This window comes from Pseudomonas sp. PS01303 (genome assembly GCF_029959385.1).
Lineage (GTDB): Bacteria > Pseudomonadota > Gammaproteobacteria > Pseudomonadales > Pseudomonadaceae > Aquipseudomonas > Aquipseudomonas rustica.
In genome coordinates this window covers 59,052-74,173 of sequence record NZ_JASCPK010000011.1, presented here as the reverse complement: position 1 = coordinate 74,173, position 15,122 = coordinate 59,052, and the positions used below count along the sequence as shown (strand labels likewise).

The following is a 15,122-nucleotide window of genomic DNA, read 5'->3' as shown; positions in this document are numbered from 1 at the left end:
GGAGCCGAGCTTGCTCGCGAAAGCGTCGGGTCAGCCAATAACGATCTCGGCTGTGCTGACGTCTTCGCGAGCAAGCTCGGCTCCTACAGTGGATCGTGTGGTTTTTGATCGTTCCCACGCTCCTGCGTGGGAATGCAGCCCGTGACGCTCCGCGTCACCGGACGCGGAGCGTCCCAAGAGGCGTTCCCACGCGGAGCGTGGGAACGATCGAAGCACTGGGTTACCGGGTCAATGGCTCGCGATTGTCGTCATCTTCGGCATGCAGAAAGATCACCCGTGGGTGCTCCAGCGGTGCCAGCGGCGCTGGCAATTCAGCCTGTTTTACTGGCCAGAAATGCGTCACCACATGGCTGATGTCGCCATCCTGATCGTTGTGAATGGTCATCACGCCCGGCGTGCGCAACTTCTGAAAACGGTCATCGCACAGCTTGAAGCTCTTGCTCAGCCCTTCATCGTCAATCACCGGCGACGGCAGACGACGCTGGGCAAAGCTGCGACTTTTACGCTGTTGATAGCGCGCCCAGGAAATCAGCACCACCGCGTTGACCAAGGCAATCCACATGTAGATCTGCAACGTGCCCAGCGCATCGAACGCCGAGTTGTCGATACGCGGCGCGCCCGCATGCGTCTCGATCAACGGCCACAATCCGCGAATCAGCAGATACAGCAGGCCAACCCACGCCAACACGGTGAGGATCACGTCGATCACTACCAGGAATGGCCGCTGGCGAGTCCGGATGATTTTCATTTGATGACCTCTTCTTCGTCGTCGCCGAGCGGTTTGATGCCCCGGTCAGGGCTGACCCAACGCGCACGTTTCTGATGTTGGCCGAACAGTACTTTCGGAAAACTGACCAGCGTGGTCAGCAGGCTGATGAGCCAGAACACCAATGGATACCAGACCACCCAGAACATGGTCTTGCCCAGACCCGGCTCATAGCGGCGGTCGATGATGATGCTGACTGCGAACTGCACCAGGCAGACGAAAGCCAACAGCAAACCGGTGAAGGCCGGCGGCATCAGGTGATCCACCGCAATCGCTTCCGGCATGACCACGAATTTGCCGACGCCCCAGAAAATCACCGACAACAGGAAGGTGAACGCCCAACCGGTCGACAGGCAGTATTCGAACAGCAGCGGCCACAGGTAACGATGGCGGTACTGCCAGATGCCGCGAATGTTTTTGAACAGCACTTCTGCGCCGCCCTGAGCCCAACGCAGACGTTGCTTCCACAAGCCGCCGAGGGTTTCCGGCATGAGAATCCAGCACAGCGCGCGCGGCTCGTAAAAGATGCTCCAGTGATCGAGTTGCAGCTTCCAGCTGATGTCGATGTCTTCGGTGATCATGTCCGGGCTCCAGTAGCCCACCCGGTTCAGCGCGGTACGGCGGAACGCGACGATCACACCGGACACGGTGAAGATCCGCCCGAACACCCGTTGCGTGCGTTTGATCAAACCGATAATCGAAGAGAACTCGCCAACCTGCACTCGCCCGACCAGCGTCGAACGTGTGCGGATCCGTGGGTTGCCGGTGACCGCGCCAAGGCGTGCGTTGTCCAGCATCGGCGCAACCAGATAGGCCGCCGTGTTCGGCGCCAGCAGCGCATCACCATCGATGCACACCAGATATTCACTGCGCGCGGCAATTGCGCCCATGCGCAGGGCCACGGCCTTGCCCTGGTTTTCCGCCAGGTGAAGAACACGCAGGCGCGGATCTTCCTTGGCCAACGCGTCGAGTACTTGCGCGGTGTTGTCCTTGGAGCCGTCGTTGATCGCGATGACTTCGATGTTCGGGTAATGCTGAGCCAACGCCGCGTGGATCGTGTCGGCGGCGTTGTCACCTTCGTTGTAGCAAGGGATCAGGATCGAGATCAGCGGTTCGCCTTCCAGTGGCGGCGGCAAAGTATCGTCCTTCCACGGCCAGTGGCGTTCCCAGTGCAGCCAGAAATACAGGCCACCGGCAATCCACAACCCGGACATGAACAGCGGGTAGAAGAACACGAAGTCCATCAGGAACTGCCCGGTCACCAGGAAGATCAGCCCCAGCGGAACGCCGAGGACGATCGCCAGAACAAGCAGGGCTAACAGTCTATCCAGCATGTTATGGATTCCATTTGTTGGAGAGTGCAGGCCTTACGATTTTCAGGTCTGGCAGGTTGTCGAGGAAGTTGTCCGGGTAGTAACCGAAACTGGTCGCGCCCTGACGCTTGAGACGGCCCATCCAGTCCGCCATCACCGCTGCGTCAATGTCGGCCTGGTCTTTTTTCGTCCAGTCCCGCGCCTGCAATTCGAACACCGTGCGATCCAGTGCCCCGGGACGTTTTTTGACGATTTCGACCAGCGCTTCCAGCCACGGCCCAGACTGCGCCTGCGTCTGTTTTTCCATCAATGGCATGGCCATTGGCGCCGTCCAGTCGTAGGTCGCGAGGAAGTCGTCGAGGTTCTGCGCGAACCACGCTTCGCTGGCCGGATTGATCATCGGCTCGGCGAAAATATTGCGCGCCGTCTGCACCTGCGGGCCACGAATGGCGCGGACTTTGGCAGTCAGCTCGTTGGTGAAATCGATGAGGTATTTGCTCTTGAAACGCGTCCAGCGCTGCATCGCCGCCGGATCATCGCGAAGTGCGGCGATCGAACCCGGCAGACCGTTGGCGGCGTAAACCTTCAGCGCCTGCGGGCCGGCGTCTTCGAAATCAGAGAGCACCGCATCGTCGTGATAAATAATGCCGTCGACCGAGGTCAGTCGCGCCACGTCTTCGTAGATTTCACCGATGATCCGCCGCACTTCCGGATCGAACGGCGACAGGCGTTTGTACTGATCCGGATCGACTGACGTGGTGCCGGTTTTCGGATCCCAGCGCGTCACGCGCGGCAGCTTCGAATCGAGGCCAAAACTCAGCACTGGCATCCACGCGAAGACTTTCACGTGAGCGCGAGTACGCAGTTGCCAGGCAACGCGGTCGAACAGGTCGGCGCGCACCGGCAAATGACGGTTGGGGAAATACAGCGAATGCACCAGGCCATCGCCCTTCGGATCGGCAAAGGCTTGCAGGAACACCGTGTTGGCCCCGAGGTCAGCCATGCGCTGCACCAGTTTGCCGAGGTTGATGTCCTGTTGCGCCGGATCCGGGTCGTAGACGTTGTCCAGATCGACGTGCACCACGCGCATGGCGAAATCGGACTGCACCGCGACGACGCTGTTGGCGAAATGCTCGCCGTCAGGATCGGAGGCGACGAGGAAGCGCGGGCTGCTCATCAGGTTGTCGAGGGTATCGAGGCCGTCATCGAGGGTCAGGGCCATTTCATAGCCCTGCTCACCGACCACGGTCAGCGAAGTACCGTCCGCCGTGCCGTACGGCCAGACCCAGACCCGTGGTTTCTTGCCGGTGACCTTGCGGATTTTCTCCGAGATGTTGCTCACGTCGGTGCGGATCCGCGCCTGGAAATCGGCCTCGGATTCATAACGTTTGGTCACCGGATCGTAGCGACGGGTCGCGGCGGCAGGCTGCATGTTGCCCTGCGGGTTGGCCAGAATGCCTTTGTGGTTGGCGTCGGTGTGCGCAGCGATTTCCACCAGACCGGATTTCGAGATTTCGCGCACCTGATCCCAGGTGAGGAAGTCGGAACGCGCACGCGGTGTGCCGGCGAAATCCACCGGCTGGTTCAGCGGCGTGTCGATCCAGCTGCCGACTGGCGCCAGCAGCGCATGCCAGTTATAGGCGCGCAACACCGGCAGCACGCGGGTGTAAAAGCTCGAATAACCGTCGTCGAAGCTGAGCAGAATCGCTTTCGCCGGCAGCTCCGGGCCGCCCTTGCGCGCAGCCATGATCTGGTCGACCGTGACCGGTTTGTAGCCGTTCTCACGCAGCCAGGCGAGTTGCTCGATCATGCGCTCGGTGCGCACCGCTACCACGGCCTGATCGGGATCGCGATCCTCGATATCGTGGTAGGCGATACCGAGTACGTGGTTTTTCGGCCACGGTTTTTCGCTGGCCGCCACCGGGCGCTCGGACGGCGGCGCGAAGGCCGGAGCTTGCTGGGCGCAAGCGCTGATCAACAGCACTCCCAGCAGAAGGATGAAACGCGAAATCAAAGGCATCTTCAAACTCTTCTAGAAGCGGAAAGTGAGGTCGACGAGCAGACGCAGATCGGTCTCCCGATCACCGTCGTAGGGCCGGTTGATCACACTGAACAAACCGCCCACCTCGAACACGTCGTTCCAGGCATAGCGCTGGCCATAACCGAGCAAGGCCATGCCGCCGGTGCCGTGATCACGCTGGCTGTACGTCCCCGCGCCGGCCTGGAATTGCTGACTCCAGGACGTTTCGTAGCGGTGGTAGAGGACGTGATTGACGTTGACCAGCGGCATCACGCTGAAGTCGGATTTCGGGTTGAAGTACGGCACGTCATCGGATTTCGAGTTGTGGCTGGTGCCGACTTCCAGACCGGCATCGACCTGAATGTTCGGCGCGCTGTAAACGCCCTCGCGGCCGGTGAGCAATGCTTCGACGCGGTCGTTGCCGTCGCTGAAGTGCGACGGGCTCACCGACAAGCGCCACTCGCGGCTTTCGTTGGCGCGCCAGCGGATGAAACCGCTGCCGCCGTTGGCCTTGATGTCGCTGTTGAGCGCGCGCAGCGGTGTTTCCGCCGAGAGGTATTCGAGGCTGCCGCCGTACTGCCAGTTGTCGTTGATGTCGCGGGCGATCGCCAGACGCGCGCCCTGTTTGTCGCCGTAGCCGTAATCGTGATTGGAGACTTCGGCTTCGAGGGTCATGTCGCGGGTGCGCCGTTCCAGACCGACACGCTGGAAGCGATGGTTGCCGGTGCCTTCAGCAAAATCACCGGTGGCGTAACCGACGCCCGCAAACACACGCCAATCCTCATCAATCGGCGGGCTGTAAATCGTGCTCTGAATACCGAAATCGCGGCTGCCACTGACGGCACCGGCACCGCTGCTGCCGCCACCGTTGGCCTTGCCGCCGTAGGCTTCGACGCGCAGTTCGGACATGTCGTGAACTTCACGTTCACGGGCCAGACGCTGCACCTGGCGGTTGTCCGGATAACGTGCGACGACGTCGTCGGTCAGCGCATCCATCTGCCGCCATTCCTGCAATTCCATCGCGGTGTGTGCCTGACCGATTTCCAGGCCCATGTCGCGCGGCACCATGCTCTCGGTTTCCTTGAGCTGCATTTCTGCGCGGCGTGGCCAGTTGCGGGCCAGGTACAAATCGGCCTGGGCCAGACGCAAACCGGTATTGCCCGGCGCCTGATCGACCAACGTCTGCAGGCTTTGTTCGCCGTGGGGCAGATCGGAACTGTAGGTGCCGGCCTGCGCTGCGAGTTGTTGCGCGTCCATCCATTCATCGTTCGGGTTGCCGACTGGCAAGCCCTTTAGCTCGATGCGCGGACGCTGCGATTTGGCTGCGTCTTCGGCGACTTTGCGCGCCTCGTCGGCACGGTCACTTTCCAGTAGCGCGTAATACAGCGCGGTGCTGTCTTCGAGACGGTTGCCGACGTCGGCGTCCGGCGCGGCGAGCACTTGGCGATACAGGTCAGTGGCGATTTCCGGCTCACGCTGATCGAGATAAGACGCCGCGACCCAACGCAATGCGTAGGTCGGAATCTTCACGCCTTCGGCTTGCAGTTTCTGATATTCGGCGATGACGTCGGCGGTGCGCGCGCGGGCCTTGAGCGCGCCCATGTGGTCGATGCGCCAGCGGGTCACGTCTTCCTTGGCGCTGGCGTCCGGCGTCCAGGTGGCGAGGAGTTTGTCGTAGTCAGCCAGCGCACGATCGGCGATGACATAGCGTTCCTTTTCGCTGCGACTGGCCATTTCGGCGAGGCGTACACGCTCAGCGGCCAGATCACCTTCGAGGCGACGCAGCGTCACCGGATCAATCAGTCCCGGACGTTGATTGGCCAGGCGCAGCGCGGGCTCTGGCAGACGGGCCTTTTGCAGCGCGACCACATATTCACGGGCAACTTCCGGTTTGTTGCCGGCGCGAATAAAGGCCTGATCGTATTCGAACAGCGCATCGTACTGTTTGCCGGTGCGATTGAGTGCGTAGCCCAGCGCGAGGCGGCGTGCAGGGTCATCGGGTTTGGCAGCCACCAGCGCTTGGGCGCGCGTCACGGCTTGGTCGGGTTTACCGCCATCCGCTTGCGTCAGGGCCAGGCCCAGTTGCAGGTCGGCGTTATCCGGCTCCAGCGCGAGGGCCTTGTTGTAGACCTGAGTCGCCTGATCCCAACGCTTGAGGTTGCGATAAGCACGCGCGGTGGCGGTCAGTGCCTGCACCGGCAGCACGCGGTCGCGGCCCTGGGTTTCATAGACTTGCACAACTTCAGCGTCGAGCCCGGCCCAACTGGCGATTTGCAGGTGATCGCTGATCTGCCCGGTGGTCGACTGACCCGGCGGCACCTGACGCAACACCGTCAGCGCAGGCGTGTACTGCCCGGCACGGGCATCGCGCACCATCTGATCATAGGGTGTGTCGGCAAACGCCATGACCGGCCAAAGCAATTGGCTGCACAGCGCGACACGGAACAACGGGCGTAAACCACGATGCAATACGGGAACATCAATACGCGGCATTCGTCAGCATCCTTACATGGCCAGCCGGGTCGCAATGCCCTCCTTGCCCATTCGTAACGGTGGCCGAAACTCACAGCCTCGGCCAAGCTTAGTCAGGCAGTCTTGCACGCAAGCGTAGACCAGTATCGAGAAAACAATAATTGTTCAGAATCGCCATGGCGGTTCTGCCGAAAAGTCAAAAACCCAAACCCCAGACAGCAAAACGCCCGGCGTCTGTGCGGTACAGAGGCCGGGCGTTGCTATTAAGCGCGCAGAATTACTGCACTTGCGTGACGCCGCCGAACTTGCTCATCAGGAAGCCGACAAACTGCTCAACGGTCATCTTCTGGCCGTTGAATTCGACCTGATTGGCCGCGTAATGCAGCTTGGTCACGACGTTGCTGCCGTCGACGACGGCCAACTGCGAACCGACCGCCATGCCGGCGAACATGTCGGCCGCTTCCTTGGACTGATCAACGATCGCTTTGGCGTCGGTCTGGCCGTCGAGCTGCGCCTGCACGCTGAGCAGATCGATCAGCATCGGCTTCGACACCTGAATGTTCAGGTCGAGCAGCGCGATCAGTTGTTTGGCCAGTTGATCCGGTGGCAGATCCATCGATTGCGGCTTGGTCAGGTCGATGACCAGATTGGCCTTGCTCTCACCGTTGGCGGTGTTGAACGAGAGGTTTTCCAGCGCAAATTGCGGGCCGGCAGCCAGCAGTTTTTGCAGATCGGCTTTGACTTGCGCGTCTTCCGCTTCGGTCAGGTTCAGCTCTGGCGCTGGCAAGCCTTGCGCGGCAGCCTCGGCGGCGGCTTTTTCGTACGGCTGCAGCTTGGTCTGGTAGATCTGCATCAACGACAGGGTCGACGGGATGTCGAGGTTTTTCAGGCTCATGGCCAGGTTCGCCGAGCCGATTTTCTTGTCGTTGAACGACACTTCGCCAATCTTGTAGTCGGCGCGACCGGAGGCGTTGCTGCCGTTTTCTTCGGTGAGGTTCTTCATTTCGAAGTTCTTCACGCCGAGCACCGACTGCTTCGGCCCGAAGGTCGATTTGCTGCTGGTCAGCTCGATGGTGTTTTCGCCGGTGTAGTAGCCGTAGGTGCTTTTGGCGAGGTTGCTGGCCAGGGTCAGACCGTTGAGCTCGATCTGTACCGGCGCCTGATCTTCAGCCACGGTCACCAGTTTCAGGTTGTCCATGTAGCCGTTGGCCTTGACCTTCTGCGCCTTGGCGTTGGCGGCGATGTCCATGTTCAGGCCGGAGAATTTCAGGCTCGATTTGTCGTCCAGCGCGGTTTCAAACGGCACCAGTTCGAGGGTGCTGTTGGTCGATTCGTCGTAGCCGATGCTGGTCACGCCTTTGAGCGGCGCGGCGCCTTTGGTCGCGGCAAACCATTTTTCGGTGGCGGCGTTCTTTTCCAGCTCGTAGTTGCTGGTGGCCATGACCGGCAGCCATTTCAGCGACAGCAGGCGCGAGAACGGCAGCGGGCCGTGTTCGATGTGGTCAACGAAGAGCAGCTCGACCGGCGCGTCGCCGAACATCTCGCCTTCACCTTTCAGGCGATAGTGCGCGGTGCTGGTGAAGGTGTGGCGATCCAGCGACACCAGTTCCAGCGACGCGGTGCCGTTGGAGCCGGCCATGGCGGTTTGCAGTTCTTTGTTGGCGTTGCTGACGGCGTCGTTCAACACGCCTTCGATTTTGGTCCCGGTGTACCAGGCCCCGCCTACGCTGATCGCGCCGATGGCAACAACAATTCCGAGAAGCACGCCTGCTGATTTATTCATGAATGACCTGATCGATTTCCGTGGCTGTGAGTGTGGTCGTCTTCCCTGAACCCGTGACCGGGTTGCGGCTCGACTCCGCTTAATTCAGCGGTGGAGATTAGCACCGGGCGCGGGAAGTGACCCAATGATTAAAGGTGAAAGAGTGTCTATGGACACTCGGGAAAGCAAAAAGATCGCAGCCTGCGGCAGCTCCTACAGGGAAACGCGTTCCAATGTAGGAGCTGCCGCAGGCTGCGATCTTTTGCTGTTCAGGAATACTGAACCTCAATCTCATCCAGCTGATGATCAAAGCTCTTCAGCCGCGCCGTCCACGTATACACCAGCACTTCAAAATCCCGATCAATCACCGCCCCACCCGGCCCATCGGCGCGTGGATCACAGAAATCCAGCTGATAACGCTCACGGGCCATGGCCGTGGCGACATCGGAGAGTTCGCTGGCGTTGTTGAGCCAGTGCCAGCCCTCGCCATCAATCTGCTTGTCGAGTTCCAGGCACTGTTTTTTCAGCGCTTCGAGGCTTTTTTCCAGCGGCGTGCCGGTGAGTTCGCCCATGACTTCGGCGAACGTTCGGCCCGGTTGCCAGTAGCTGCCCCAGAAATACCGGTCGAACACGGTTTCGACCCGGCGCAGAGCGACTTTGGTGTCCCAGATCAGCACCCGCGTCTTGCCTTGTTCGAGCTGGCGTTTTTTCACCCGCTGAACCTGGATCGACGCCCACGCCACACCGACGATCGCCATGACCGCGATCAGCGCCGTCACGCTGTCGAGAAAGATCATGGCCTTGTCGATCTGGTGGGCCAGCATGATGCCGTAGAAATAGGTGGCCGACAGCAGCACCAGCGCTGCAAGGGCGCACCAGAAGCCGAGAGCGTAAGGGTTTTTCATTATTGGTTTCCCCTAGACCAGCGCTAGCAATGTGCGCTGGAAGGGTGCTTTGCACGGGGCGCCCTTCCAACACTTCAAAGCATAGCAACGGCCTCAGGGTTTGCCGGGGCTTGGAGCGTGCGTTCGTCCGCTTTCCCAACCGCCGCCGAGGGCGAGGAACAAATCGATCTGGCTCATCGCAACTTGAGTGTTGGCGGCGGCCAGTTGCGCGGTGACATCGGTGTAGGTGCGGGTCGCTTGCAGATCCGCCAGGAACGACTCGCGGCCGGCCTGGAAGAAGCGGTGCGTCTGGTCGGCGGCGAGTTTCGCCGACTGCTCGGCATCGGCCAGTGCATCGCGGCGTTGCAGCAGCGCACTGTACTGGGCGAGGCCGGTCTGGGTTTCGCGAATGGCATTGAGCACCACGCCGTCGAAGTGCGCCAGCGCGCCTTGGGTGGTCGCTTCGGCTTCACGGATGCGCGCGCGGGCGCCGTTGGTCGGCACTTTCCAGCTCAGCGACGGGCCGAAACCCCAGCGATTGGTCGACGGATCACCGAGGTCGTCGATGATGCCGACGGTGCCGATGGTCGCGCCGATGCTGATGTCCGGGTACAACTCGCCAGTGGCGACGCCGATTCCGGCAGTCGCGGCGGCCAGACGCCGTTCAGCCTGACGAATGTCCGGACGACGTTTGAGCAGTGCGGCACCGTCACCGACCGGCACCAGTTGAGCGATTTTCGGCAGCTCGGCGCAGGTCGCGGTGCCTGCTGGCAATTGATCGACCGGTTTCGCCAGCAGCATCGACAGTCGGAACAACCCGGCCTGACGCGCCGCTTCATAGCGCGGCATGTCGGCGCGCAGGGATTTGAATTGGGTTTGCGAACGGGTGACCTGGGTTTCGTCGCCACGGCCGGCGTCGCGCAGACGCTGGATCAGCGTGGTGCCTTGCGATTGCAGGTCGAGGGAATGCTGAGCGATTTCGCGTTCTTCGTTGGCCGCGCAGACTTGCGTGTAAGCGCGAACCACGTCTGCGACCAAGGTGATGCGTGCGGTATCGGCGGCGGCTTGGGTGGCATCGGCGTTGGCTTTGGCGCCTTCAATGCCGCGCTGCAAGGTGCCCCACAGATCGAATTGGTATGAGGCGCTGATGCCGATGTCGCCGATATTGGCGACCGGGACTTTTTCCGGCAGCAAAAACGCCTGTCCGGATTCCTGCAAACGCTCGGCGCCCATTTTCACGCCAGCGCTCCAGCCACCGGCCGCTTCGGCTTCATCGACCTGAGCGCGGGCGCGTTGCAAATTAGCCGCCGCAACACGCAGATCGGTGTTGGACGCCATCGCTTGCTGCACCAGTTGATCGAGGCGCGGGTCTTTATACAGTCGCCACCAATCCGCCGGCACCGGTGCCGAGACCACAGGTTTACCGTCGACGGCCAGTTCGCCCTGAAAATCCTTGCGCTGAACCGCCGAATTCTCAGGCACGTGATAGTCCGGCCCGACCATCTGACACGCCGACAACATCACGCCCAACCCGGCGATCATCAGGGCCCTGCTCATTGCGCGGGCTCCTGCTTTTTATCGTCGACCTTTGAGTCTTCGATGATCGATACCGTGGCAGTGCGCCCGGCGATCATGCGGAAATCTTCCGGCACGTCATCAAAAGCGATCCGCACTGGAATCCGCTGCGCCAGCCGTACCCAACTGAAGGCCGGGTTGACGTTCGGCAGCAGGTTGCTGCCGCTGGTGCGGTCGCGGTCTTCGATGCCGGCGACGATGCTTTCGACATGCCCGCGCAATTTCGCACGGTCGCCGATCACACGGATATCCACCGACTGGCCGACATGAATGCCGTCGAGTTTGGTCTCTTCGAAATAACCATCAATGTGGAACGAGTTGCTGTCGACCACCGACAACACCGGGCGTCCGGCGGTGACAAACTCCTGCGGACGCGGCGCGCGGTCGTTGACGTAACCGTCGACCGGGCTGCGAATCACCGAGCGATCAAGATTGAGCTGAGCGCTGTCCACCGCAACTGTGGCTTCGGCCAGTGCCGATTGCGCACGGGCCACACGCGACTGGCTTTCTTCCAGTTGCTCGGCCGGCACCAGGTTACCGAGGCCACGGTTACGTTTGGCTTCGCGCTGGGCCTGAGCGAGGGTTTCTTCGCGATCAGCCACAGCCGCTTTGGCCTGACGCAGGGCCAGTTTGAAGCGATCCTGGTCGATGCTGAACAGCACCTGGCCGCGCTTGATCAACTGGTTGTCTTTCACTTCAACCTGTTGGATCAGCCCGGACACGTCCGGGGCGATCTGGATGATGTCGGCGCGAATGTGGCCGTCACGGGTCCACGGCGCGAACATGTAATACATCACCATGCGCCAGACGAGGACAACGGCAAAAGTCACGATCAGCAGGGTCAGTACCACGCGACCGATGGTCAAAAACGGTTTTTTCATGTCATCAGGTATCGACTGAGTGAGTCCACGCCGTACAGAAGTACCGCGTAGAGCGCCACGTTGAACAATGCCCGGTGCCAGACCAGACGGTAAAAGTGCACGCGCGTAAGCACGGCATGCACCAACAAAAACAGCACATAAGTGATGCCCATCAACACCAGCAAGGTCGGCAGGAAAATGCCGCTGATATCCAGATCACCGATCATAGGGGCGCTCCATCGGGCAGCGGTTCTTCGGGCTCGGCGCTGGAAACGAATTCGACGCCGGGCAGCAACGCCAGACGCAAACCGCTCAAGGCGTGCAACAGGTTTAGCCGGGTTTCATCATCGCCGTGACCATTGAGTGCGCGGCGGGTGCGATCCAGAGTCATCAGCAAAGGCGCAGGCGCCGGCAAGCGTTCGCCGGCCTTGAGGCAAGCGCGGAAATACTCACCGACTTCACTGACCACTTGCTGCAACAAAGCGTTCGGTGCGCCGGTGACCCGTGGGGTGTAGGCGAGCAAATCGAGCAGGTTCAGACCGACGCGCACTTCGCGCATGGCGATGCCGGTGTCCTGGCCGGTGAGGGCCAGACGCGGCAGGTGCTGCATCAGCCGATCGAGCAACTGCACGCCCAGTTTGCGGTGCTCGGCGAGGTTGGCCGGCTCGGTCATATGGACGATGTCTTTCCAGCTGAAACGGGTCAGGCGTTTCGCTGCCAATTCGGCACCAAACGGCCGCGCCACCAGCGTCCAGATAAACGCGAACAGCAGACCGATCGGCCCCGCCAGGTTGGAGTTCACGAAGGCGAAAAAGTCCGCATCGTAAGCGCCCTGAATACTGATGAACGACGAGGTGTTGACCAGCGTCAGCAGCATGCCGAGGTAGAAGCGCGGCTGCACCGTCAACGTGCCGACGCAGATAAACGGGATGGAAAACGCCAGCACCAGCATCGGGAAGTCGTGCAGGTTGGGCAGAATCAAAAACAGATAAAGGCTGGCGAACAGCACCGACATGCCAGTCCAGAAAAAGAACCGGTAAATCTGCGGCGCCGGGTCGTCCATCGAGGCGAAGAAACTGCACGCCACCGCCGCCAGAATCACCGCGCTGCCGCCGTCCGGCCAGCCGAGCAGAATCCACAGCACCGAGGCGGTGATGATCGCCAGAATGGTCGAGGCCACCGAGTAGAGCATCAGCCCACGGTCGATAAACGGTGTCAGCCGACCCAGTCGCCAATGACGATAAACCGCGCGCCAGTTGTCCTGACGCTCGCAGACAATCGCGTCCTGCAGGCTGCGGCAGTCCTGCCACAAATCGATGAATTCGCCGAGCCGGTAGATCGAGTTGGAGAACAGCAGTTGCCGGCGATCTTCCAGCGCTTCAGCGCTCGGTTGCAGGGCTTCGAGCTGATCTTTCAGCGCTTGCCAGCGGTCGAGATCGGCGTCCTGGCGAGCGAGCCATTCGCGGGTTGCGGCCAGCAGCGGTTCGAATTTTTCCACCAGTTCCGGCGTGCGTCGTTCGAGGGCGTAGAGCGAATCTTCCAGCGCATCAATCACTGGTAATAGATGAATCATGCGTCCGCGCAATTCTTTGGTGTTGCGCACGGTTTGCGGTCGCGAGCCTTCGTGGGGCAACTGACCGATCATCAATTCGAGGCTGTTGAAGTTGGCGACCATGGCCATGCGCAGCGCGGTGACTTCTTCGGGTTGCACGTCGCGACTGAGGAATTTCAGGCTGTAGGTGGTTGCGTCGGCGAACCACTTGCTCACGGCGTCGTTGAACACCGGCGCCAAGCGTCGCGGCCAGAACATCGCACCGACCACGGCGGCAACAGCAATGCCGAGGAAAATTTCCTCAGTACGCGCCTCGGCCACGTCCCACACCGCCAGCGGGTTATCCACCACCGGCAAGGCAATCAGCGGCAAGGTGTAACCGGCGAGCATCAATGCGTAGCTGTTGGCCGTGCGCAAATGCAGGGACATGAACAACAGAATCCCCGTCCATAGCGCGATCACCACCACCAGCACATACGGGCTCTGCACGAACATCGGCACGAAAAATACCGCCGCTGCCGCACCGAGAAAGGTGCCGATCGCACGGTATAACGCTTTCGAGCTGGTCGGGCCGAGGAACGGGCTGGAGACGATGTACACCGTGGCCATCGCCCAATACGGACGCGGCATCTGCATGAGCAAGGCGATGTACAGCGCGATCATCGACGCTGCAAAAGTCCGCACCCCGTAGAACCAGTCCCGGGCCGGCGGAATGCCGGAAAAAAAACCGTTCAAGAATTAACCACCAATGGCGGGTTGGCCGCCTCAAAAGCTCTGAGTACCCGAAGCGTAGCTTCCAGATCGCTCTGGTCGATGCCCTCAAGCACTTCATGACGCAGACGCACCAGTTCGATCTCCACCGCTTGCACCAGTTCACGGCCGGTATCGGTCAGGCTGAGGCACTTGGCGCGGCGATCATGGGCATCTTCGGTACGGCAGACGTAACCCGAATGACACAACTGATCGAGCAGACGCACCAGCGACGGACTCTCCATCCCGGCCGCTTGCGCCACCTGCACCTGCCGTACACCCTCGCCCAAACGCCCGATCATCAAGAGCGGCACGGCGCAGGCTTCGGAAATTCCATAGTTGACCAGCGTGGTCTGGCAGATCTTCCGCCAATGCCTGGCGGCCACCACCATGGCACTGCTGATGTTCATCTGGAGAGCGTCGAGATCGTTCGGCACGAGAAAATGCACACTGTTAGTTTGCTAACTATCAATATCGCATTGGAGGGGAATTTCAGTCAAGTTTTGAAACAAATCTCCCCAGAGTGAAAATATTTAGAGTTCGTCGATCTCGTGAGGAAGGCCAACCTCATTACGGCGTGAGTGAACGACGGAAGCCAGTTCGAGATCATCCAGCGTGTTCAGTAGATCCTCATACAACGGTGCGGATATCAAATAAGTCACCGTTTCATCCTGATTCTGCACAGCAATCAGCCCGAATTGGCTGCTTTGGATGATTGCCTCAAGTTTGTCCGCTAATTGCGGAAAATTGATTGTTTCAACAGGCAAAAACGGGGGCATCGCTTCGCTCTCCTGGTTTTCAGAACCGGAACGCTACTCCGATGTGGACTGAAATCAGTCAGGCAATATGTAATAAGTTTTTGCGCCAGCCCTACGCATCCCGTCCCTTGCGCAACATCACATTCAACTGATCCACCACCTCCGCCCAATCGGCATCATCCAGAATCTCATCGCGTAAAAACTGCGACTGGCTCTCCGTCCAGAAGAACGCATCGGCCAAGTGCAGCTCGGGTTTAAGCGGGGAATGGGTGGCGATGAATTGGTCGATGCTGACCGGGTCGTTGTCCAGGCCGAGTTGTTTGAAGAGAGATGGGAGGCTGTGATTTGGGTTTTCCATTGCAGTGATCCTTGGAATTAGCGGTGAATGGAAGATCATTCGCGGGCAAGCC

13 protein-coding genes are annotated in these 15,122 nt (G+C 60.4%); all 13 read right to left on the bottom strand.

Going from position 1 to position 15,122, the window contains the following annotated elements:
- Positions 1–220: 220 nt before the first annotated feature.
- The 13 genes from pgaD to QMX93_RS06415 all read right to left on the bottom strand — a co-directional run bounded on the left by pgaD (position 221) and on the right by QMX93_RS06415 (position 15,070).
- Positions 221–748, bottom strand: a complete 528-nt coding sequence (pgaD, locus tag QMX93_RS06475) for a poly-beta-1,6-N-acetyl-D-glucosamine biosynthesis protein PgaD (protein WP_212546339.1) — start codon at positions 746–748, stop codon at positions 221–223.
- On the bottom strand, positions 745–2,100 hold the full coding sequence (gene pgaC, locus QMX93_RS06470) for a poly-beta-1,6-N-acetyl-D-glucosamine synthase (protein ID WP_159811944.1): 1,356 nt from the start codon (positions 2,098–2,100) through the stop codon (positions 745–747). Before pgaC ends, pgaD begins: the two co-directional genes overlap by 4 nt.
- Position 2,101: 1 nt before the next feature.
- On the bottom strand, positions 2,102–4,099 hold the full coding sequence (gene pgaB / locus QMX93_RS06465; protein WP_282353800.1) for a poly-beta-1,6-N-acetyl-D-glucosamine N-deacetylase PgaB: 1,998 nt from the start codon (positions 4,097–4,099) through the stop codon (positions 2,102–2,104).
- Between the two features lie 12 nt (positions 4,100–4,111).
- Complete coding sequence (gene pgaA, locus QMX93_RS06460; protein ID WP_282353798.1) at positions 4,112–6,592, bottom strand: poly-beta-1,6 N-acetyl-D-glucosamine export porin PgaA; 2,481 nt, start codon at positions 6,590–6,592, stop codon at positions 4,112–4,114.
- A 256-nt stretch (positions 6,593–6,848) separates the two neighbouring features.
- A complete protein-coding gene (locus tag QMX93_RS06455) occupies positions 6,849–8,354 on the bottom strand; it encodes a YdgA family protein (protein ID WP_053116454.1) in 1,506 nt (501 codons plus the stop codon).
- A gap of 248 nt (positions 8,355–8,602) precedes the next feature.
- Complete coding sequence (locus QMX93_RS06450) at positions 8,603–9,238, bottom strand: NADH:ubiquinone oxidoreductase subunit N (protein ID WP_282353796.1); 636 nt, start codon at positions 9,236–9,238, stop codon at positions 8,603–8,605.
- Positions 9,239–9,331: 93 nt separating this feature from the next.
- Entirely contained in the window at positions 9,332–10,774 is a 1,443-nt protein-coding gene (locus QMX93_RS06445) for an efflux transporter outer membrane subunit (protein ID WP_053116452.1), read from the bottom strand.
- A complete protein-coding gene (locus tag QMX93_RS06440) occupies positions 10,771–11,673 on the bottom strand; it encodes an HlyD family secretion protein (RefSeq protein ID WP_053116451.1) in 903 nt (300 codons plus the stop codon). Before QMX93_RS06440 ends, QMX93_RS06445 begins: the two co-directional genes overlap by 4 nt.
- Positions 11,670–11,879: a DUF1656 domain-containing protein gene (locus QMX93_RS06435; protein ID WP_007917703.1), complete on the bottom strand. Its 210-nt coding sequence runs from the start codon at positions 11,877–11,879 to the stop codon at positions 11,670–11,672. The genes QMX93_RS06440 and QMX93_RS06435 overlap by 4 nt, the downstream gene beginning before the upstream one ends.
- Complete coding sequence (locus QMX93_RS06430; protein WP_282353788.1) at positions 11,876–13,939, bottom strand: FUSC family protein; 2,064 nt, start codon at positions 13,937–13,939, stop codon at positions 11,876–11,878. Before QMX93_RS06430 ends, QMX93_RS06435 begins: the two co-directional genes overlap by 4 nt.
- Positions 13,936–14,364, bottom strand: a complete 429-nt coding sequence (locus QMX93_RS06425; RefSeq protein WP_008080307.1) for a MarR family transcriptional regulator — start codon at positions 14,362–14,364, stop codon at positions 13,936–13,938. The genes QMX93_RS06430 and QMX93_RS06425 overlap by 4 nt, the downstream gene beginning before the upstream one ends.
- Positions 14,365–14,487: 123 nt before the next feature.
- The gene (locus QMX93_RS06420) at positions 14,488–14,733 is read right to left on the bottom strand and encodes a hypothetical protein (protein ID WP_282353783.1); all 246 of its coding nucleotides are present in this window, start codon (positions 14,731–14,733) and stop codon (positions 14,488–14,490) included.
- Between the two features lie 91 nt (positions 14,734–14,824).
- Positions 14,825–15,070 (bottom strand): DUF2789 domain-containing protein, encoded by a 246-nt coding sequence (locus QMX93_RS06415; protein ID WP_282353781.1) that lies wholly within the window; start codon positions 15,068–15,070, stop codon positions 14,825–14,827.
- Between the last annotated feature and the right edge of the window lie 52 nt (positions 15,071–15,122).

What these genes read in the sequence shown, in the direction of transcription:
- QMX93_RS06435 (WP_007917703.1), bottom strand. Translation starts at nt 11,879, where the DNA reads ATGATCGGTGATCTGGATATCAGCGGCATTTTCCTGCCGACCTTGCTG.
- QMX93_RS06420 (WP_282353783.1), bottom strand. Translation starts at nt 14,733, where the DNA reads ATGCCCCCGTTTTTGCCTGTTGAAACAATCAATTTTCCGCAATTAGCG.
- pgaC (WP_159811944.1), bottom strand. Translation starts at nt 2,100, where the DNA reads ATGCTGGATAGACTGTTAGCCCTGCTTGTTCTGGCGATCGTCCTCGGC.
- QMX93_RS06415 (WP_282353781.1), bottom strand. Translation starts at nt 15,070, where the DNA reads ATGGAAAACCCAAATCACAGCCTCCCATCTCTCTTCAAACAACTCGGC.
- QMX93_RS06450 (WP_282353796.1), bottom strand. Translation starts at nt 9,238, where the DNA reads ATGAAAAACCCTTACGCTCTCGGCTTCTGGTGCGCCCTTGCAGCGCTG.
- QMX93_RS06455 (WP_053116454.1), bottom strand. Translation starts at nt 8,354, where the DNA reads ATGAATAAATCAGCAGGCGTGCTTCTCGGAATTGTTGTTGCCATCGGC.
- QMX93_RS06445 (WP_053116452.1), bottom strand. Translation starts at nt 10,774, where the DNA reads ATGAGCAGGGCCCTGATGATCGCCGGGTTGGGCGTGATGTTGTCGGCG.
- QMX93_RS06440 (WP_053116451.1), bottom strand. Translation starts at nt 11,673, where the DNA reads ATGAAAAAACCGTTTTTGACCATCGGTCGCGTGGTACTGACCCTGCTG.
- pgaB (WP_282353800.1), bottom strand. Translation starts at nt 4,099, where the DNA reads ATGCCTTTGATTTCGCGTTTCATCCTTCTGCTGGGAGTGCTGTTGATC.
- pgaD (WP_212546339.1), bottom strand. Translation starts at nt 748, where the DNA reads ATGAAAATCATCCGGACTCGCCAGCGGCCATTCCTGGTAGTGATCGAC.
- pgaA (WP_282353798.1), bottom strand. Translation starts at nt 6,592, where the DNA reads ATGCCGCGTATTGATGTTCCCGTATTGCATCGTGGTTTACGCCCGTTG.
- QMX93_RS06425 (WP_008080307.1), bottom strand. Translation starts at nt 14,364, where the DNA reads ATGAACATCAGCAGTGCCATGGTGGTGGCCGCCAGGCATTGGCGGAAG.